General features: G+C 29.8%; 13 protein-coding genes. All 13 read right to left on the bottom strand.

Annotated features, from left to right (window positions below; translation table 11 throughout):
- Positions 1 to 7 precede the first annotated feature (7 nt).
- On the bottom strand, positions 8 to 3451 hold the full coding sequence (locus ACFVR2_RS01990; protein WP_387358430.1) for a hypothetical protein: 3444 nt from the start codon (positions 3449 to 3451) through the stop codon (positions 8 to 10).
- Positions 3441 to 4319 carry a DUF4007 family protein gene (locus tag ACFVR2_RS01985; RefSeq protein ID WP_387358428.1) on the bottom strand — a complete coding sequence of 293 codons (879 nt, stop codon included), beginning with the start codon at positions 4317 to 4319 and terminating at the stop codon, positions 3441 to 3443. Before ACFVR2_RS01985 ends, ACFVR2_RS01990 begins: the two co-directional genes overlap by 11 nt.
- Positions 4320 to 4641: 322 nt before the next feature.
- On the bottom strand, positions 4642 to 5679 hold the full coding sequence (locus ACFVR2_RS01980; RefSeq protein ID WP_387358426.1) for a hypothetical protein: 1038 nt from the start codon (positions 5677 to 5679) through the stop codon (positions 4642 to 4644).
- A 10-nt stretch (positions 5680 to 5689) separates the two neighbouring features.
- Positions 5690 to 6208: a hypothetical protein gene (locus ACFVR2_RS01975; RefSeq protein ID WP_387358424.1), complete on the bottom strand. Its 519-nt coding sequence runs from the start codon at positions 6206 to 6208 to the stop codon at positions 5690 to 5692.
- Positions 6208 to 8199, bottom strand: coding sequence for an AAA family ATPase (locus tag ACFVR2_RS01970; protein WP_387358422.1), 1992 nt, complete (start codon positions 8197 to 8199; stop codon positions 6208 to 6210). Before ACFVR2_RS01970 ends, ACFVR2_RS01975 begins: the two co-directional genes overlap by 1 nt.
- A 14-nt stretch (positions 8200 to 8213) precedes the next feature.
- Positions 8214 to 8384 (bottom strand): hypothetical protein, encoded by a 171-nt coding sequence (locus tag ACFVR2_RS01965; protein WP_387358420.1) that lies wholly within the window; start codon positions 8382 to 8384, stop codon positions 8214 to 8216.
- Positions 8371 to 10542: a DEAD/DEAH box helicase family protein gene (locus ACFVR2_RS01960; RefSeq protein WP_387358418.1), complete on the bottom strand. Its 2172-nt coding sequence runs from the start codon at positions 10540 to 10542 to the stop codon at positions 8371 to 8373. The genes ACFVR2_RS01965 and ACFVR2_RS01960 overlap by 14 nt, the downstream gene beginning before the upstream one ends.
- A gap of 392 nt (positions 10543 to 10934) precedes the next feature.
- Positions 10935 to 11156: a hypothetical protein gene (locus tag ACFVR2_RS01955; RefSeq protein WP_387358416.1), complete on the bottom strand. Its 222-nt coding sequence runs from the start codon at positions 11154 to 11156 to the stop codon at positions 10935 to 10937.
- A 356-nt stretch (positions 11157 to 11512) separates the two neighbouring features.
- Complete coding sequence (locus ACFVR2_RS01950) at positions 11513 to 15265, bottom strand: AAA domain-containing protein (RefSeq protein WP_387358414.1); 3753 nt, start codon at positions 15263 to 15265, stop codon at positions 11513 to 11515.
- 300 nt (positions 15266 to 15565) lie between these two features.
- Complete coding sequence (locus ACFVR2_RS01945; RefSeq protein ID WP_387358412.1) at positions 15566 to 15955, bottom strand: (deoxy)nucleoside triphosphate pyrophosphohydrolase; 390 nt, start codon at positions 15953 to 15955, stop codon at positions 15566 to 15568.
- A 107-nt stretch (positions 15956 to 16062) separates the two neighbouring features.
- Positions 16063 to 18969, bottom strand: a complete 2907-nt coding sequence (locus tag ACFVR2_RS01940; protein WP_387358410.1) for a DEAD/DEAH box helicase — start codon at positions 18967 to 18969, stop codon at positions 16063 to 16065.
- A gap of 298 nt (positions 18970 to 19267) precedes the next feature.
- Positions 19268 to 20188: an HNH endonuclease gene (locus ACFVR2_RS01935; protein ID WP_387358408.1), complete on the bottom strand. Its 921-nt coding sequence runs from the start codon at positions 20186 to 20188 to the stop codon at positions 19268 to 19270.
- Between the two features lie 228 nt (positions 20189 to 20416).
- On the bottom strand, positions 20417 to 23017 hold the full coding sequence (gene mngB / locus ACFVR2_RS01930; RefSeq protein ID WP_387358406.1) for a mannosylglycerate hydrolase: 2601 nt from the start codon (positions 23015 to 23017) through the stop codon (positions 20417 to 20419).
- Positions 23018 to 23021 lie beyond the last annotated feature (4 nt).

Here is a 23021-nt window from a genome sequence, read left to right as displayed (position 1 = left end):
GCCCCCCTTACTCTACAAATTCTTCAATTAATTTATAAATCATATTTTCTATTTCCTCACGTGGAACGTTACGACCTGCATTAGTCATCATTCTATGCACATTGTCATAAATCATTTGTGCTTTTGTTGATAGATTTACTCGGTTAATTACTTTGATTTGATCTTCTATTTTTAAAGTAACAGTAGAAATATCATTTTCAACTTTTTCATTTAAATGAGTAAAATCATATTTTAATTGTTTTTTAAATAGGTCATGTGTTGAATCAGACCAGTCTCTAATATTAACACCAACATAGTAGTAAGTAAACTTGTTAATCCATTCAGCAATTTCTGAAGTTTTCAAAAGTGCGTTAACAAATTTGTTATTTTTTTTATTATAATCAGTTTGATTTTCTGCCCATTCTTTTAATACCTTTAAATCGCTTAAATTCGTAATTTCTTTAATATCATTCTCTACTTGTCTTTCAAAATCACTTAGGTAATCATCACCATATTCTACTAATTTTCGTAAAGTCTGTATTTTACCTTTAGCATAAAATTCTTCAAATAAAGTTTGCATACTTGCTTGTGGAGAAATCTCAGTTTTCCGAACTACAGTACGTAACCATTTAAAATTTTTATTAACAAGTGAGGACAATTGAGTAATTCTTGGCAATTTCTTTAACCAGCTGTTCATCGCAGCACATAGAACTATCAGTCTTGGTTTTCCTTCTAACTGTGGATTTTTATATTCACTAAATATTTCTTCAATAATATTAAAGAAATCTATATAATTCTTATCTAAATGATAATACACGTACTCATATTCACCTGGAGCTTGTACCATTTGATAAATTTTATCTCCATCAATACCTGGAATAAACATATCCTTATTATAAAACATTAAATCATCCCAACGATCCCTTAACAGAGAAACTAATAATATTGGAATTAAAGGTTTTCTAATTGAAAATGGTCGATCAGTAAAAATATTAAGAATTTCTAATAACGTACCTTTTGATTTATTTTCCAATAAGCTAATTAAAGCATCTCTTAATAATTTATATGGTTCATAAGTAATTTCAGTAAAATTTAAATCATTCACATTTTTATTTGTATTTTCGTTATTTTTAAATACCGTAGCATAAATAAGATAATCAGGTCCTGTTCCTGAAATTCCAAAATCCTTATCTCGATAATTATTAATAATCGAATCAACAACTTTAATTCCAGCGTTCTTTTGTTGATTTGAGATATTTCTTTTATTGAAATTATCATTATTTATTACTGGTGTTTTATTATAAATTTTATATGCGTTACTAGATAAATGATTACTTAGCTGATATTCACTTCTTACATTGATTTCTTCACCTTTGTAATACCATTCAATTTCCGAACTGAAATTACTCAAGCCTTTTAAGAAACTTTTAATTTGAAAACTTATTTCTTGATCAAGAATGTCTAACTCTTCTTTCAAATGTATATCTTGTTTAATAAAATCGGTATCATTTATTAAATTTTGATAGATTACTTTATCATAAACAAGCTGTTCTATATCAGATATTTGTTTGTTAAATAGAGCGATAAAGACTCGATCATTTTTATGTGCATTTAATATTGGTAATAACTCAAACTTTTGATTCTGATTATCAGTAAATACATAGTAAATAGTAAAATCAGATTCATTTGTAGGAATTAATTCAAGTTTGTTTTCTAATATATCAGATGCAATTACGAATTCAATATTTGCAAACCTTGTCATACTCGTTGCATCATTATACTCATTTGCAAAAATGTATTTTTTACTAAATCCACTCTTCAAAATTTCTAATTTTTTTTCTACATTAAGTACAGTAACTTTTTTTTCTTCATTTACAACATTAGAAATGTTAATTGCACTACCTAAAAACAACTCCCAGTAGCCATTTATTACATTGAATCTTACAACTTTAATATGACTTAGTTCACTTAGGACATGATTTAATTCTTTAAGGTCAATATGCATACAATAAGACAGAAATTCTGTATTTAACTTTACTTCCTTCTGTAAACCACCTATATTCCAAATTGTAATTAATTTAATTAAATTAACAACATTTTGATTACTAAAAAACTCTGGTGGAATTTTATTTATAATTTTTTTATAAATCGTCATATATTCTACAAAAGTTTCTTCCATATCTACGGTCTCTATTTCAGGGAAGAAGTAGTCGAAAAGTTGATGTGGGAAAAATAATGCATCACTTTTTTTCATATGATTATTAAGTCCACCAGTTTCATTACTCTCTAAAAAAGTAAATAGTGTTCGTTCGTTTTGTCCAAACACACTTGATAAACTTGGAAGCATAAACAATGATACAGGATGAAGAGGATACATACCTTTTGCAATTATTTCTTCCTTTTCTGTCTGGTTCATACTAGGAAACAACGGGAATTTCCTTAGGCCATTTACTATATACTCATAAATATTTTCAGTAATTGAAATTTGTTCACTACGATTTTCCAAAACGATTTGTTGTGCAATTCTATTAAAAGTCGTAGCATCGCTTTGGATATAATATTGAGAAAAACGCTTTTCAATTCTTTGAAATTCTTTTGCGACTTCTTCGTTGTATAAACCAAAATATTGCCTTAAACTTTTGTGTGTAATTAATAGGACATGAAGTAGATTTGAACGATTCGTAATTTCAGCTAAATCTTGTAAGTCCTGCATTGTTTCATTAATTTTATCTCCATCTAACCCTTGTAAAAATCTTCCAAATTCATCATATACTAAAAATAGTCCCACATTTTTCTTTTGTAATTCTTCAATAATTACTTCTAAATTTGCAATAAAGTTTGTATTATAATCAATAACAAAAGTAGCACCAGCTGTTAGTTTCGGATAAGCTTCGGCGAAAAACTGAATAGTATTTTCGTCAAAGTATTCTACATTCGCCATAAATTTTTCATAACTAAAATTTTCTGCTTCTAATATTTCTAGAAATTGCTTATAGGCAAATGGAAAATCCACTTTCCACATCTCGATTGTATCTAGAATTTTAGAACTCATTCCTGGTAATTTTACATTGATACCATGTTTAGCTAATTCTCTTAAAATATTTGTTATTACTGTTTGACGAAATCTACCTTCATTGCCTGTGAGAAGAATAGGTATAAATTCACTAGAAAGATGTTTAGAAGTGCTTATTTCATCTGCTATTAAATCATCGACATTTTGAAATTTCTTTATAAGCTTATCTACAGAATCCCTACTAGCTTTTTTTGAAACAATCCCTCCAACGACAGTCGCCAGTAAAGATTTTCCTGTCCCATAAGGTCCTACTATAATATGAGCTCTATTTAATTCTTTTGTGAACCCTTGTAGTAGACCCATTAAAGCTGAAGCATGAGAAGGGGTTGGTAAGTAACGGTTCAAAAACTCTTCTTTACCAATATCAAACTTTATATTAACACTTGTCTTAAAACTCATTAACAACCAACTCCATTTCTTCGTACTCCTCTTTTAAAAATTCAATAGGATCTATTTCAGGTAATTTAACACTATCTAAATTATTCGTACGAACAAATTGAATCGGATATTTTTTATGCACTGTCAATTGGTTTAAAGCATCAATTATTTCTCCTCTTGATAAATTAAAAACCTTACCCCATAAATGCTCTTTGTTAATTATTTCATCTATACTCAATGTATCCATTCCATTGCTGTTAATATAATTTAATAAGACAAAATACAAAGCACTTAATCCAATATTTTTAACTTCTGGTCCACTCTTACGTACAACTTTTTTATATTCAGACAAAAGATTTAATTTCTTAAATGGACTATATATTACATCTTCCGGATCAAACTCATTCATATCTTTTGTATACAATTGAATTAAGCAATCTATATCTTTTTTTAATGATTTTACAGATATTTCCTTTGGTTCTTTAGAATGTACATATTCTTCAAAAGCAACTTCTAAATCATCCCTTTTTACGATCGTTTCATTATATATATTAAAAAACCAATAAAATATTGTTGCTCGGTTTTCCGCATTTTTTACTAATTGATAATGTAAAATTGATGCAGTATCATGAACTAATAATAAGCGATCATGTTTTAATACAATTTCACCTAATTTAGTTAAATTATGGATCTTCAGTTTCTTATCTTCTTCGATCAGGTTCATTGCAAGTAACCAAAATTTCAAAGACTGAACCATATTTTTACCTAAGCCTATTTGCTCAAATGCAAATTTTTCATGAAAGAATCTAGGATTTTCCTTTAAAAATTTTAATCCTTTACTCGTCCATTTATCACGCAAGTAAAAACTTTGATGTTGTGCATAGGCCACATTCATACATCCTTTCGAAATTAATTCCTTTGGAAGAACTCTTCCAATGACATTATATACTATTTACTTTTACTAAAACAAAGAAAAAAACTCTCCGTGTTAAAATATTCTTCAAACTTCTATGTTAAATTTTCTTCATTTATAAGCTATTACATCTTGATATTAGTTAAAATTCTATCTACTTAATCAATAATTTCAGTAAATTAAAGATCAAATTAATGTAAAACATCTTTATACAGAATGTACGTTCTATTTAGATGCAAAGTTATTATATGTAAAAGCACCTAGAAAACTAGATGCTTTTATATTAAAACATTTAGAATTAACTTTCAGTTTCAATCCATTCTAGTAGTTTAAGAGGATCATCAAAAAGATCATCATCTGCTTCTTCCATTAACTCATTGATATACTCGTTGTCTTCAATATCTAATTCGTCTTCTAAATTAGAGTCTTGCTCTTCGTCAATCTCAAAATCTAAAAATAATTCTTCGTCAAACTCTAACAGTAAATTTTCTTCTTCATCAATTAATAAAAGTTCTATCGATTCGCTATTATCCACATAGTCATCACCGTATATTTCTTTATAATAATTACTATATTCTGATGAGTACTCCTTAATTTTTTTATAAGAGTTTGCTTCAATCGAAGCATTTATCCCTAATGATAATGGATTAAATTCATTAACTAAACATCCATAAGTGAAATATTCTTTTGAAAGTGGAAATACATAATACTCCCTTGATATAGAATAAAGAAGATCATAGTAAAAATTATACATTGTGGTCTGAACATGATTACCAAACGATAATTGACTTATTACCTCATAAATTTTACTATCCTCATTTCTATAATTAAACCAATCCGATAAATATACATTGTTGCCATTTTCTTTACAAGTAGATTCATTTGCTACTCCTGAGAATAGTATATTATTATCGTTTTGAAACAAAATAAAAACGGGACATTTAAAAATTTTGTTTATTATCTTAGAAATATTATGTGCATCATAACTTCTATCACGTAAAGATGAATTTAGATCTATTGCCATAAATAATACTTGGTTTGTAGATTGTTCTATTAAATTCGTTTTCTTTTCTTGTAATTTATTATCTAAAGAAAATAGCATAGAAATAGTTTGAATTTTATATAAAAAGTCGTATTCATTGACACTGAACAAGATATTCTTGTTTACATATGAGTATATAAAATTTTTTATATCAAGATTTTCACCATGTGAATTTTGATAAACTGGAAATTCTAAAGCTTTAAAAAGTTTTATACTACTAGTGAATAAATCAAATTTAGTAAAATTTTGAAGCACATACTCTACATCGTATTTTTCCGAATCTAAGAATGTCATAATCTTCAACCTAACGGTAATTTTCGATTACTTCATTTATTTTATCATGTTTAACTCCCTGAATTTCTTCATTAAAATTTTCAACGACTTCATAAACTCTAGTAATATAATCTTCCTTAGTAGTGCAATCTTCAGTAAATTTTTCATATAAAACTTCTATTCCACCAAGAACATATGAATTAAAAAGCTTTATATTCATTTGATGTGCTTCGTTTTCTTTACCTTTACTATCATCCCTAAAAGCTCTGTTAATTCTGTCTTCTACAGTTTTACCAGGTGTTTCATCAAGAAGCATAATTAGCCTATAAATAAAGTCACATCTCAGCCTTTCGTTTGCAAAAGCATCTGCATAGATTCTTGCTCTGTCGGTAGAAACATTATCTTTCTCACTTTTACGCCCATGTAAAAAACCTAGGATAGCACCATTCATATAAACGTCAATAAAACGTTTAAAAACTGCTGCTTCATTAACTAAGAATTTTGTGTATGTTGCATGTTTCCCATTTATAGTAACATCATTTTCAAACATTAACTCTCACTCTCCTTTAAATAGGTTAGTGTTTCAGATTTTTTATCAAGGTAATATTTCTTACCGACGTTTTTCCCCATTACTGTTTCTGCATATCTCCAATCTTTCTCCATAACAAACATAATAACTTGTTCAGCAACTTGAGGTAGTACTTTGGATATGTTGCTTACATGTTTTTCATCCGCATTCGAAAATGGTGCATCCATAACAAGTGGGTAAGGTTCAGAGCTTAATGACATTGTGTCATTTCCTGTATTACTTACAATTTTCTCACGTGCCAAATCTACTAATCCTGCAATGAAAGCAAAGTTTTTAACTGTTTCTAATCCTTTAGATTCATCGGTTTTCACTTCATCATCTAAATAGGCAGTTAATAGTGACACTCGGTATTTTTCATCTATGACTACCTTTCGGCGTCCATGATACATTTTATTAAATATACTATTTACTTTTTCTTCTAATTTTTCTCGTATGTCAGATTCTTTTTCCTTATAAGTTGATGAGATCCATTTAAAAATTTCTTCGGCATATTTAATATATGTCATGATTTCAATGTTCTTTTCAGATACAGAAATAAGACTATCATATATTTTCTGAAATCTTTCAATATCACCAGTACAAGTGCCATCTTCTCTGATAAGTCTGTCTTTTTTGTCATTTAGACTTTTTAGTCGTTGCTTAACATCAGATAACTCCATCTCATACTTTTGCATATTTTCTTTACCTTTTATTTGAGCACTTATATAGCTGACCTCATCTTGCCAATCTTGAATTCTATCTTTATATCTGTAAATATCTTCAAATTTTGACTGTAAACCTTTAAAGTAAGATAAATTTGTACTATTATATGTTGCAACCTTATCCTTAAAATTTCTAATGATTGTACCTATTGATTGCGGAGGTAAATATTCAAGTTCTTTTTGCAAATGTAAGAAAGCTTCATTACCCTCACAGATTTCAACACCACATATGCACTTGCCACGTTTAATAATTTCAATAATTGATTGAGCAGTCATATCTTTTATACCTTTATCATCCATCTTGGCTTCCTTAAGCATGTTTAAGGCTCTCTCCATCAATGGTTGTGCAAAAAAGTTCGTTGTGTTAGTATTAAAATCTTGTATAAAATTAGTATAAGTTGACTCTAATACACCTTCTTCAATTTTTATATCTTTTTCAATCTTTTCTTTTTTACTTTGCAAATTTGAAGTTGATTGATTATCTCTTAGTATCGTGTCTAATTGGTCTTTACGGCTTTCATAGTGCTTAATTTCACTTTTCACTGTTTCTATTTGTTCTGCAATACCTTCTTTTTTCTTTTGTTCACTATGAATTCGAGCAAGAGCTTGTGTAGCTCTTTCATTTCCTCCAACATCCATACTAGCTGTTAATTTCCCAATAACACTAGACCTAAGGTTTTTGTTGCCTAAATGTTTCATTGAGCTGTCTAGAACAGTTAATCCTAATAATCCTTTTACAGAATCTGTTACATCAGCTTTAGAACTAATATTTCCAATTCGCTCTGTATCAAAGAAAAAATAATTAGATAAATTTTTTGGTAGAATTTCATTAATTGTTTGCTCTACATGGACTTGCTTAATAGGTTCAATTTGTCCATCAGGTTGTTTATAAGATACTTTCACGGGTTTTGACTGAGAAGGGCGTGTTCCTTTTGATTCACATGTATACTCTTGAGTTCTTAGTATAAAATACTCAGTTTTATCATGAATTAAATTAATTTCAACCTCTACAGTTGTTGTTTCATTTAGATTTAAATTACGAGAAACATCTAAGTTAAGTAAAAAATCTTTAGTATCAAAAACTGCAATTCCGTATAAGCACCAGTTAAAAGCTTGAAGCAAAGTTGTTTTTCCGCTCGTATTGTTACCGAGGATAACAGTTACATTTTTTTCATTACGGGTGGAGAATTCTACTGCCTGTTCTCCTTGATACTGCCTGAAGTTTTTCATTTTAATAGATTTTAGTAGCATATTCGCATCCCCCCTTAATAATTCTTCTTAACCTCATCAGAAATAATTTTTCGGATCATATCCACCATTTCAGCATCAGATTTTTCTCTAGTTTTTAGATTTTTATGTTCTAATCTAATAATGCTAAGTTTCATTTGATTCAACTTTTTTTCATCTATTTTTATTTCTCCATTAGATAAGGTCATTTTCTTCTCCTCCTACCTCATTTAATCTATATGAATAGGTAATATCGTTAATTATTTGGTCAGCTACTGAAGGATTTTCTGCTATTGATGCAAAGTCTTTCATTCTATCAATCTCTTTAATTGCTAAAGATCGCAGAGAACGTATTTCATCTTCAGACATACTTTCTGCCTCAGCTATAGAAACAGGCAAGGTAATAAAATCATAGATTTTTGCAAAGTTTTTTCCTGGATATTTCCTTAATACCCTACCTCTTCTTTGGACATACTCTTTTGGATTAGTACTACTAGCTAAAATAAAAGCAGTTTTAATACTAGGAATGTTAACTCCTTCATCTAAACATCTAATCGCAATTAATGTTTGGAGTTGTTTTCCGGTAGAAAATACAGCTTTTAATTCCTCACGTTCCTCTGCAGATTCCTCTGATGTAAATTTAGAGACCCGCATATTGAATTTATTTCCTAATAAATTAGCTACAATATCAATTTGTCTCTTTTCATCAGCTTGAACTGACCCTTCAACATAATCTAGATCTTGCATCGTTGCTGCTCCACAGTAAACGAGCATATGTGAATCATCTTTATAGTCTTCAATTTTTTCAGCTAACATTACAATCTTTTCTTGTGCAGCTGCAACCAATCTTGCCCTTTTTATTAAAATCATTTTTGCCTTATCACTTAATTTTAATTTTCCTTTTTTATCTGTAGTGCAATATTTAATTACCTGTGTAGTTAATTCCTTATATTCAGAAAGCTCATCTTCATTAAGACAGACTAGAATTGGATAATAATAATATGGTGTTAACTTATTACTATCGATCGCTTGCTTTAATGTATATTCAATACATTTTTCTCCAAAATAATTAAACAGTTTTTCAGTGCCTTCTTCATCACCGTGCCTTTCAAGAGTAGCCGAAAGAGCTAACCTATAAGGTATTTTGGGATTTAACATTTTACTCAAGTGTGCCGCACCAAAGTTGTGAGCTTCATCTACTACTAAAACTATGTTTCCTTTTAATTTATCTATTTGTTCTTGAACAAATGCAGAAGAAAAAGTGGCATTTGTAGCTATAAAGCAAAAGTGTTTTTTTACTCCCAAATTAAAAGATGTTACTGCATTTTTTAGCCTATTTTTCCAATCTCTTTGTGTAGATGCAGAATAACCAACGATTGGTTTCATTCCGAACTTTTTAATATCTTCTACCCATTGTTCAACTAAATGCTGGTAAGGACATACGATAACTACTGCTAAATTTTTTTGTAAATTGTCATATAAATTTGCTATAGCCCCTAAACCCGTATATGTTTTACCTGTACCAGTTGCCATATCGAATATGCCAATATAATTATTTGCCTTCCAATTGTTAATTGCTTCATTTTGATAATCATGTAATTCTACATTATTAGGGATTTTTGGTCCTGTACTGTACACTATCGGGGATTCACTTCTTTCGCTAAAATATTCCAATTCATCTATATTTTCATTTACTTTGCTTACTCTATAGCTTTCAAATTTCTCTTTTGCTATTTGTGGAAAGTCTATAATCTGTACATTTGGTTCTTTATCATTCCAGATTGAATAGAAATTTCGTTCCTTCGCATATACTCGCTCTTTATCTTGAGTCCATGAACAGAAAACATCAATTGATTCATAGTTATGAGAAAACGCTGTCATTGTTTCATTCATTGAACCTGTAAATGCAATAACGTTTCCTTCTTCGTCATAGATTAATCCCATTTTTTCATGGAACATTCCTATATGATTATTGTTTTCCATGAATGCAATCTTAATCTCTAACCTACCCTCTGCTATCAAGTTTGCAAGGAGATTAAGTCTTTTCTCTTCAAAAATATCGATTGGTGGAAGGATTGAATTCATCAGAGCCCTTTCAATGACTTCGTTTTTCATTTCATATCCTTTGCCAATAGCAATAAGATCATCTTCAGATAACTTTGGTGAAGCAATTAAGAGTATCTTTCCACCATTATTTACTAACCTAGAAATACCTTTAGAAATTTCAATTAATGCTGTAGATGAAAAAAAACCTACAGCTCGTTTATATAAAACAGCATCACCTAATAGTGGAATATAAAATTCTTTTACTACGTTATCCCTTGTAGATCGATACTCAGATTTAATAATTTTATCTATAAATTTCAATTATTATTCACCACTTTTTAATGTAATAAGTAATCTTATTACTTACTTTTGTAAGAATTGTCATCCAGTTTATAGTAACATATATAAAAGTAACATTTTAGAAATATTTGATTAGAAAAACTTGTAAATTAATAAATTGAATAAATATATTAGAAAAATTGATTTAAAGAAAAGAGACGCTTGTTTATTTTTTCTAATGTTGAATGTAATATATAAAGATTAGGATGACGTATTGTATTTCTGAAATTTCAACATTATTATTTTAGAAGATACAAAATTATTGAATCATAATTTGCAGATAGTCACCATTTACAATTTACTTAAGGATTTCTGACAGGATTGTAAGAAAAAAACAATTTTTTATTTCAATCCTGTCAGATTTTCAGTTCTTCTTATTGCTTAACTACTTTGATATAAATTTTAGCAGGGCGCACAGTCCCTTCATTACCGGACTCCTGCATCTCTTTTAGAAACTCTTCTGCATCCTCAAATGAGTAGAATCTAGTTGCTAGCTCTAAAACCCCTTCTAATACTTTTCCTTCAAAAACTTCATCCTCAACTACATACATATCCTCAGAAGTTTCAATTACATAAACTGTTTCCAGCTCTTCCATTATTTGGCCCCCTTAAAATTTGTGTATTATTATTAATGTTTCAACTTTTTCCGACTAATTCTTGCAAATAATAATTTCTGCCTTTATTGTATCGCATATGATATTCAAAAAATTGAACAGGTAATTTTAATTTTTGGTTCTAATTTTTATTTTGTATTAAAATTCATCTTTCATTTCTTTCACAATAAAATCCTATAATTTGTACCTAATTACTTATATTTTAATGTTTAAAGACTATAGATGTTCATTATATAGAACAAAAAAATAAGAATCTGAAAAACATTTAAACAGTTATTTAATATCTAGATCAAGTCTAATGTAAAAAAAATGCAGCCACTTAAGCTGCATTTTAAAAATTATCGGATTAACTCAGTCACTCTTTGTTTACTAATTAACTCTTTAATCACATGTTCGATTCTTTCAATTTCACCAGAACGGTTTTTCCACCAATTCCTGCTCCAAATACGTTCAATTTTCCATCCTCTGTCTTCAAGGAATTTTTGGCGATAAACGTCTCTTTCTTTAGCACTTGGTGAGCTATGGTACATAGCTCCATCACATTCAATACCAAGAAGGTATTTAGAAGGATCATTTGGATCAACAATTGCTAGATCAATACGATATCCTGATAAACCTACTTGGGTATGGACTTCGTATCCTAGTTCTACTAACATATCATAAACTTGAACTTCAAACCCTGAATCAAAATGTAATGCTTGAGGCGTAACCATCGTATTGCTTCCTTCTTGAATATCTTTTAGTGTACTTGTAACTAGTTCTCTATTGTTTTCAGAAGTAGCTTTTGCATATTCAAGATATGCTTTTAATAATTTCGGACCTCTATTTTTAGAATTTGTTACATCAAGTTCATTTGGATCAATACTTGAAACTACTAGGATTTTTTCTTTTGCACGACTTACGGCTACGTTTAACCTATTTTCGCCGCCAGATTGACTTAAAGTACCAAAACGATTATAAACTCTACCATTCTCTCCTTTAGCATATCCAATTGAGAAAATAATGACGTCACGCTCATCACCTTGTACATTTTCGATATTTTTTACAAAAATTCTTTCATCCAAATCACGTGATTGAATTTGATTATAGATCACTTCAAACTCTTTATCTGTTTCAGCAAGCTTTTCAATCTCATCTAGAATTTTTTCTTGTTGTTTAGCATTAAAAGTAATGATTCCAACCGATAATTTTGGATAGGTTATTATTTGTTTTTTAAGCTCTGATACAACAAATTGTGCTTCTATAAGATTCGATTGATTTATCCATAATCCATCGATTTTTTTCCAAGTTATTGCAGCAGGTTGTTTTAATGGCTCAACGTTTGGTGCAATCTGAATGTTCGAATTATAAAAAGCATAATTTGAAAAGTTAATCAATTCCTCGGACTTAGAACGATAATGCCATTGTAAAATGCTTTCTTGAAAATGACGCTTAGACAAGTTTAATAAACTCTTTGATTCCTCAATTTCACCCATTGTTTCATCATCTTCATCTACCTCCATACTACCTTGGAATAAATTAGATGGTGGTAATTGCATTTCATCTCCAGCTACAACTACTGTTTTCCCCCTATAGATTGAAGGGAGCCCATTTTCTACTGTACACTGAGACGCTTCATCAAAAATAACAAGATCAAATAAACCTTCAGTTAGAGGTAAAATTGATGACACAACCTCGGGTGACAATAACCAAACTGGTAGTAATTCCGTTAGTCCTTTATCTGAAAACTCTCTTACCAATTTTCTTAATGGCCATAATTGTCTCTTTTTAGATGTTTGATGGCTAAGCTCTTTAATTGCTTTTCCAAAATTTAATTTAGTTTCTTCTATTGAACTTAGTAATTTATTATGAAGCATTAGTTTACCAGTATTCCGTTTTTGTTCGATTAAATTTTTCAATTTATCACGAATTCTATTAAACTGTTCTGTACTAATTGCTTCAATTATAGGATGTTTTCTTTCAATTTCATCAATCCAATGTAAATAAATAGAATCTTTAAGGGAATACATCCATTCTTTTGCTAAATACGTTTCAACGTAAGGTACTTCTTTAATTACTAGTTCAATTAGTGAAATTACTGTATCATCTTTATCATGATAGAAACGGTCCATTCTTCTTAGCTCTTCAAAATCTGAGAAAATATATTCGTGCATTTTTTCAAGCTCATTTAATGGGATTTTTCCATCATTAACTAGTTTTTCCATACTTGTAATCCACTCTTCAGCTATATATGGAATTAAATTTTTTAACTTCGACCTGAATTTTTCTGTTTCTTTTGAAAGTTCATAAAGCGTTTTTAACCATTGCTTTATTCTAATCCATTCTTTTGAACTTGTACCTTTAAACTTATTACCCGCTAACAGCTCTTCGATAATATTTTTTCCAGTAAAAGAAGTCCAAATCCATAAACGAATATTCTTAAATGAGCGTTTCTTATTATCATCTAGATCCTCATAAATCTTCTCAATTTTTTCTTGAACTAATTTTGCATATTCCGGAGTAACAAAATCTTGTTCAAACTCGTCTAATTTAGAAACAGTAATTTTTGCACTTTCGATTAAATCATTTAAAGTATCTGTCATTTTCGATTGATCTTTTAACTCTAAATCCTTAAAACTCTTTCTTTGTTTCCATGGATAATTTTCATTTCCAAATCTTTCATAATATTCTCCGTAAGTATAAACCTCTGCAAGAATATCCTCTAAATTATATCTACTTAATTTACTTAAATAAGGTTTAACATTAACAAGGCGCTTCATTTCATCCTTTGGTTTCGAGATACTATATAAATCATAAGCTCTATAACCAAAATCCTGTACTTCAAATAATGCTCTTGAAATATCATTTAGTTGACCTTCACTCATTCTTAATTGTGAACTTACAAACTCAAACTCTTTTTGGTTTGAATCGTTCAATTGAATAGGAACATTTATCAACTGCTGAATCTTCGAATAAAGTTTTTGACGGTCGTTCTTCTCATCATGTACTAGAGCAGCAAACTTGGATAAACCCAATCCATCAAGTCTCTGATTTACTACATCTAATGCAGCTCTTTTTTGACAAACAACTAATACCTTTTTCTTCTGATTAATTGCATCTGTAATTAAATTAACAATAACTTGTGATTTTCCCGTCCCAGGAGGACCATGTACAACTAAACCCTTTTGGTTTCTAGCTAGTTGAAGTATTTCTTCTTGGGAACCATCTGTAGGTAATAAAAAAACTTTATCTCGTTCATCAATATTTTTTTCTACTTCTTCTACAATTGGTGATAATAATGAATCATTTATAATACTTTCTTCTTCAAATAACAATTCCGAAATAAACCCTAAATCACCGTTCTCTTCTAAAATTGATTTCATTAAATCATAGTCTTTTATTACTGCAGAGTTTCCTTGAGGGAAACAGCCTATTACTGCTAAACTCTCAAGTGCAATTTCTCCATCATTTAATTTTGGAATGTCTTTTAAAGTATAGTTTTGAAATTTTTGAAGTATAGTGCTTTTAATTGGAAAATTATAATCGAATTCCTTAAACCATTCATGAAGTTCTTGAATTGAAGTAACATCAGAAAAATACTCTTCATCTAACATTTTCTCTTCAATATTAAATTCATTTAGTTTTTTTAAGGCTAAGAAGAAAGTCCTATTAATTAATTTTTCTCCTTCACCTTTAACTAGATTCCAAGTTAAACCGTTTTTTTCTAACTTGATTGGGTATAAGAAAACAGGTGCTCTAAAAAAAGTACCATCCATCATTTTTCCAGTTAAGAATGGATAGCCTAAATATAAATCATACATTCCAGTTTCTTCTTCAATCCCTTTTAAATTACGGTGTAAGCTAGTTAATTTATGCGATAGAAGCATTTTCTTTTCATCATTTATATCTCTTTTAAATAATGAAATCTCATTTTTCTTATTTTTTATAATATCATCAAGAAGAGAAGAATTTTGATTCTTATCTTGATAAACAAATTCTAATTCAGTTAAATCAACCGCCCATTTATCTGCTAACTTCATAAGGCGAATAGAACGGTTTCGTTTACTTAAATCACTCAAACGATCTTTCAAATAGTCCAATTTTTGTATCATTGATGTCAACCTTTCAAAGCTTTTTCCTACATTTTATTTTTAATAAATTTTACTTATGTCTTTACTATAAATTAAATTGTTACAACTTATATATTAACCTTCGATATATATACAAATACAAACTTAAAAGCATGAGAACGATTCATTATCGAGCCCATGCTTTTAATTCTAATAAAAATTATTATAAAATATTACACTTAAATATTAATTCTCGACCTTTCAAATAATATTCGCCGATATGATAGATATATTTAAGAATCAATAAATGGCGTTCCCTATTAAGTAGGAGGACTCTATTTTTCAATTCACTAACTTCTCTACTGTAGGAATATCAGCCGGAGCCCATTCAAGCTCTTCTAATTCCGAAACATCTTTCCACTCCAATTTTGCATGCTCAGTTGCAACTGGAGTACCTAAAGAAATCTCTGCTTCATATGTTAACAGATTTACAATAATAGCATCATATTCATGGACAACATCCTCAACCAAATCTGAAACTACAATTTCACAACCCAATTCTTCCTTAATTTCTCGAACTAAAGTCTCCTCAGGTTTTTCACCTTTTTCAATTTTACCACCTGGAAATTCCCATAGGTTTGGTAAACTCATTTCAGTTGATCTAAGAGCACATAGAATTTGATTTTCATTGTTTCGAATTACCGCACCAACTACTTTAATTTGTTTTTTCATTTTTACATCCCTTTAATCATTTTATTTAACTCTATTATATTGTAAAGATTATTCAAATTAAATAAAGGAAGTAATTTTTTCTAAAATTAGCTAGAAATTAGAGCAATCTATTCTTCATTTTCACCACTAATAATGTAATAGTACAACTTACTATCAATACTGTTTTCCATGATCATATTCATCTGGACAACCGGAAGTTCTTTATCATCTTTACCTAACATAACCGATTGTTTAACCGTGTTTTTGTCAGGAAGTGCTTTTCCAAGATAGTAGAAATCTCCACCTTCATCATTATCCTTTTTCACAAAGATATGAATATCAATATTATTTTCTTTAGCATTTATTATTTTTTTAACTTCTTCTGATTCCGATGAACGATTACTTCTAGTAAACCAATTTAAGACTTCTTGATTTATAAATTCATCACCATATGCCACACTTGACTCTACTTCTTCATGTTTATGATAGGTTACAAATATTGGACAAGTATTATATTTTGTTTTGTAACCATACATTGTTGAGCTTTCGTCATTTGCCCAATTTAACAATCTGCAAGCGTCTTTTCTTGTGTATTTTTCATACAGAGTAAGTGGTACATCAGATTGATACTTGGTATTCTTTTCTTTTGATGTTTTTATAACATCCCAAACCATTTTCTTAAAGTGATCATTAATTTGTAAGCTTTCAATAATTGAACCATTTAATCTAAAGTTATTATTTTCATCTAAGATTACAATTGGAATTTCACCATATTTACTTGTAAATGATATTGTAAAAAATGAAAGATCAAAAATCCTTTTAACAGAATTTATCGCTGAATCATCAATTGAACAATTAGCTTCTTTCAAATGATCGATATAATCGTTCATCTTTATTACTCCACCTTTTAAAAGTAATTCCAAGAGAAGTATTTCATGCTTACGTTTACCATTTAATATTTCTAAAGAAAGGAATGTTAAAACCTTGTCTTCATAATCACTTAATAAAGGAACATCTTCTTTTAGTTTCAATAAAAATTGTTGATAGTTCGGATATTTATTTACGATTACATTTGGATCAATTGAATTGTTAGTAACAAAATCATATAGAAATGGAGCTCTTCCAATTCTATTTTTTAGTTCAACAAATGCCTCTCTAAGTTTTTTCAGCTCTGTTAAATTACTATTACTAATTGAACTAAATATTAACTTCTTAGCTATTTCTTCAAAATTAATAGAGGAGACACCTTTAATATAACTTGTATCCTTCATATTTCTTCGAATGCTATCTTTGTTTAACGATTTGTCTCCTGAAAGTGCGATCGGAATTAAATAATTATTTCGGTAGTTACCTATAAAATCTATTATCGTAACAAAATCTTTTGAATCATGTTTTCGTAAACCTCGACCAAGTTGCTGAATAAATATTATGCTGGATTGTGTTTGTCGGAGCATTACTACTTGATTAACACATGGAATATCGATACCTTCATTAAAAATATCAACTGTAATGATATAATCCAAGTTTCCATTCTCTAATAGTTCTACTTTTCTAGCTCTTTCTTCTTGTGAATGATCCCCTGTTAAAGCAAAAGTATTATAGCCTTTTTGGTTCAATGCAATTGATAGCTTTTCAGCCTCTTCTTTTCTACTACAGAAAATTAGACCTTTTACTTTATCACCTGAATAACCATAGTACTCAATTTTATCGATTAAATGGTTAACACGTTCATCAGTTACTAACTTTGATAATATTGTAGCATCATCAATTGTTTCTCCACCGAACTCAAGATCAGTCACTCCAAAGTAATGGAAAGGACAAAGCATGTCTTCCTCAAGCGCTTCTTGTAAACGAATTTCATACGCGATGTTGTAATCAAATAGTTCATAAATATTAAAATCATCAGTTCGCTCAGGGGTCGCGGTCATTCCCATTAAAAACTTTGGTTTAAAATAATTGATTACTTTTTGATAAGATTGAGCTCCTGCTTTATGAACCTCATCGATTAAAATATAATCAAACTCTTCAGGATCATATTGTTGTAGTGTTTCATCTTTAGAAATCGATTGAATTGTAGCAAATAAATACTTAGCATCTTTTTGTTTATTTGTACCTGATAAAATACCAAAATCCTCTTCGATTCCACCAAGTACTTTTATATAATCTGACTTAGCCTTCTGTAAAATTTGCTCACGATGTACAATAAATAACATTCGCTTAGGCATATAACTTCTAACATCAAATGCTGAAAGATAAGTTTTCCCTGTACCTGTAGCTGAAATAATTAATCCTTTATCTTTTCCAGCCTCGCGAACTGCTTTAATTTCTGCTAATGCCGTCTGTTGCATTTTATTTGGCACTATTTTTAACGCTTCTTCTATTGGATTAGTTTGATATAATACTGGGAAATCTGATATCCGATCGAAAACTCTATTCTCAACTAACTGATTATAAGCACTTTCATAACTGTCAATCCACTCATGATTTAATGGCTGAGATTTTCCCCAAACATCTTCAAATTGCTCTTGAAAATGGCGAACAATTTCACCATCTTCATGTGAGGTAAGCTTTATATTCCATTCATAATTTACTTTTAAAGCATTGGCAGTAATGTTTGAACTCCCAACAATTAATGAATAGTGAGTATCATTATTAAAGATATAACCTTTAGAATGAAATCCCTCTAAATTTGTTAATCGAACTTCAACATTCGAAATCTTCATTAACTCTCTAAAAATTTTAGGCTGATTAAAACTTAAATAAGTCGAAGTTAAAATGCGACCACTTACGCCTTTACGCCTAAGGTCAAGTAAATGAGACTTGAGCATGGCTAGTCCACTTTCAGTAATAAATGCTACTGAAAAATAAAAAGACTTACAATTATCAAGTTCTTCTAATAATGTAGATAATACATTTTCGTTATTTTTAGTATTATTGACTAGTAATTTAGGAGCAAAACTCCCATTATAATTATGTTTTTGATCTATAAACCCCTTGTGTAAAGATTCTTCTAGTTTTTGAATAAAATTCACCATACGATCCCCAATCACTACAGTTTTTATTTATTTCTAATTTGGATTTTAACTTAAAAGAATACCTAATACTATGATTATTGTCATTTCGATTTACATTTTCTGTATTTAGAATACAAAAGAACCTACTCAAAAAATTGAGCAGGTTCTTTTTGGTATACAGTTATTAAGACTGAAAACTAATCTGCTGAAAATATAAAAAGCTTCTTCTAAAATATATCATTAAGATGAACTATTATCCTTTGTTTAAATTTTCCATGTAAATATAAACTTAGAACATGAGCACATTAATAAGCACTTATTAATATTTATAAATAAATTTCTTATGCCAAATGAAATATTCTTTATTTTTGGAATGCATTTGTATATTAATCCTCTTGTCTAGCCCGTAAGTCATATAGTTTTCTTCACAAATTATTGAAGAAATGTGTAAATTCCCTTTGCCATCGAATGCAATCAATCCTTTATCATAAAGTGCATCATGATTACAACAGAGCAACACGCCGTTGTATTGATCTAAACGTTCACTATTATTGCAATCTTTCCATGGTTTCGAATGGCTAGCTCTAAGTAATTCCGTTAAATTTATATCACACAATGCGCATTTATTTTTCCAGAGTTCTAATAGATCTTTTCTAAACTTATGTTGCCCTAATCTAATTTTAGCTTTCGCTTCTAATTCCGTCGCTGATATAACATGTATTAACGTAATGTTTTCAGTTCTTCTTACTGCATCTATGGATAATTCTAATTGCTCTTCATTTATTTGATAAATATTCAGTTCATTAATTAGTTCTAGCAACTTTATTGCTAGTTCCTCGTTACAAGGATATAAGTAGCCTTGGTTTCCACTTCCATCTTGCTGAAATGCCGAATACTTTATAGGTAAAAGAGGCGAAATATCATTAAAATTTTCTCGCACATTTAAAGGTAAATCTAATTCAAAATATTTTACATTTACTAAATACCCCTCGTCATTCCATTGACTATGACCTTGCATTATAGTGGGTTTACTAGCTTTTATACACTCATCTATGGCAGTACTTATAGCAACGATATTACCTTTTACGTAATGAAATATCCTATCACCTTTTTTGATTTCCTTCATTCGTTGCCATGAATGTGGTACATTACTTCCTTTATCCTGCTGTGGAGACCAAATAATCCCTAGTTCTTTTTCTTCATGATAAGTGCGTCCTTGCATAACAATAAAATTATTCAAAGCGCTTCCTCCTAAGCAACTTTCCACTCTAATATTTTTTATGTTATATAAGTAAGATGCAATCTATACATGAAATTAAATATTCTATAGCCAGCAATAGCTAATAAATATTAGATAAAATTATTAATGTCACCTAAGCTTCCACAATACCCATCAGAAAAAGGCTATTTTCCGTTAATAATAAAACGAAAAATAGCCTTTTTTGATTTAAAAACATATATTTTTGTCTTAGAACAAAATCGATTTAACCTGATTTGTTCTCACATTAATTCCAACTTGCTGATCGTTTACAAATACTTCTTCTTTTACTTTTTCATTTAAATTAACATTGTATACCTGATCAATTTCATCATAAAATTGCCAAAAAGCATACTCTTCATTTTCTGATGCATTATAAAAACGTAAAACAAATCCATCTCCTTTCTCAGCCTTCTTCAATGTACTCAAAATCACACTCGAAGACCTCTCCCTAAAAAAGCTAAACTCAAACGGCGTCTTCACACAAGACCTATTCAACTTCATAGCATCATAAGGAATCTTATTATAAGCAACAACCGGAGTTAAATACTCCTTAGCAATCCTCGCAACATTCTCTTCCTTATTATATGTCGCAATCGCAAACTCCAACGAAAACTTCCCAATCATCTGAGAATCCGGAGTAGGCAACTTAATACCCGATGGTCTCCCTGGTCTACGTACCATCTCTTCCTTCCCCAGAAAACCAACACTCCTATACAAAGTAATCGCTATCGTATCAAATTTCCCACCAACAATTTCATACTCTCTTGTACTATTTGTTAAAACACTAACCCCATATTCATTATCAACTAAACCAACATAACTCAACATAGGATAAATTGAATCCGGACGTTCATCCCAATTCTCTTCCTCCCACACATAAATTGCCGTATCTACAACATCTCGTTTAATTGAACCAAATTGGTTATCTGATACCGAGAAAGCTGAAGCAATACCAGTTGGAATTAATACTCTTATTCGATGATCCTTCGCTTGATTATACACTTCAAATTTTATATCGAGTCTAGGTTTATGATTTGGAACATTCACAACAATATGAACGTCGACAGCACCATCGATAATTTTTTCTTTTCGTTTTTCTAAGTTCGACGGAACAGCCAATGTATATTTAATTTCAATCGTTGAGCCATACCGATTTTGTTGAATTTTTGTTTCTGCTTGAACAAAATCACTATAAATTAACTCCTCATTTAAAAGTGGTGAGAAGTCATATTCGTCCCCATCATCCCCACCATTTTCCAAACGAAGAACATTTGTAAAGCTCTGCTTAAGTTGCTTATCAAAAATATTCAAAGTTCCATTGGGATTAACGTTAATCTCATAATAATCTGTTTCAATCTCCTTTGCAGAACAAGTTATTTTGTTTTTGACTAAATCACTTTCAACTACAAAATAAGTCTTATAACCCATTGATGGAATCGTATCCTTTAACCGAATTGTATATTCAATGAATGGATCATAATTTCCATAATGAACAATTTGACGATCGATTAATCCTGGATCAGTAATCTTACTTTCGATAATTTCGAAATCTATTTCATTCGATTCATGATCAACAAGCTTAAATGATTTTAACTTAGTCATAACGCTTGTTGTCACAACTTCAGCTCGTTCATAAGGAAGTAGGTTAAAAAGTGTGATCCGATCATTTTGGTTAGTAGTATCCATCGAATCAACAATTCTACGTTTATAAAAATTAATTAGTTGATCAACTTTCTCTTCTGCTAAATAAAAACGGTTTAAAATTTCTCTGTGTACTTTATCAGAACAGCAACACCCAATACTATCATGCGCATGATTTTTCATAATTTCTTTCCATATTAACTCAATCAGACCATGATGATACTCAAATCCTAATCGATAAGCGATTGATGCAAGTGGCTCTAAAATATTAGTGATCTTATTTTCAATTCTAGTATTCGCTACTTTTATATCCATTCTAGTCGAGTAAATACTACGATGCACACGCATGTACTTCCCATCTAAAAATTCACCTTTCAATGTATCAAGGTCTTTTTGTGCTTCTAGATTTTCAAAAACATTTTCATATTTACTTAAGAAAAATTCACGCTCTGGATATAGTTTTTGTAACTTATCAATGACCGTAAAAATATTCTTTTGAATCGGCATTTGATCATGACCATTCGGTAAGATAATATGATCAGTTGTTGAACCACGATCAAGTACCGTAAAATACTTATCAATTCTAGCTTTCAGTACTTCCTCATCTTCAGGTAAATACTTACCGATTGCATACCCTAGCGGAAATAATTGAACTAATACCTTTGAACCATCGTCTGTTTCCCAATAAAATTCTGTTTTATCTGTTCCGTGACGTTCAGATGTCCCTCTCCAGAAAATTGAATGCTTAATATCAAATCCGTTTAAAATCATCGGCATTCGAGCAGACTGTCCAAACGAATCTGGAAGATAACCAATTTTCATCGGTACTCCAAACTCTTCGCAGTCCTTCATTCCGTACAATAAGTTACGAACGATTGACTCACCACCGACGATCATTTCATCCGTTTGCGTATACCATGGTCCAATAATTAATCGACCTTCTTGAACTAGTTTTTTTACTCGCCCTTTATTTTCTGGTTTAACCGCAAAGTAATCTTCTAAAATCGCAGTTTGTCCATCTAATACATAGTAAGGATAATCAGGATTTGTTTCTAACATTTCCATAATTTCTTCCATATTATTAACTAATAGAATTCTAGATTCTTCTGTTGTAAAATACCATTCTCTGTCCCAATGCATATGTGGGACGATATGAACTTTTTTCATTTTG

The organism is Gottfriedia sp. NPDC057991, assembly GCF_042886615.1.
Taxonomy (GTDB): domain Bacteria; phylum Bacillota; class Bacilli; order Bacillales; family Bacillaceae_G; genus Gottfriedia.
The sequence above is the reverse complement of the archived record's forward strand: the minus strand, read 5'-3'. Positions and strand labels throughout refer to the sequence as shown.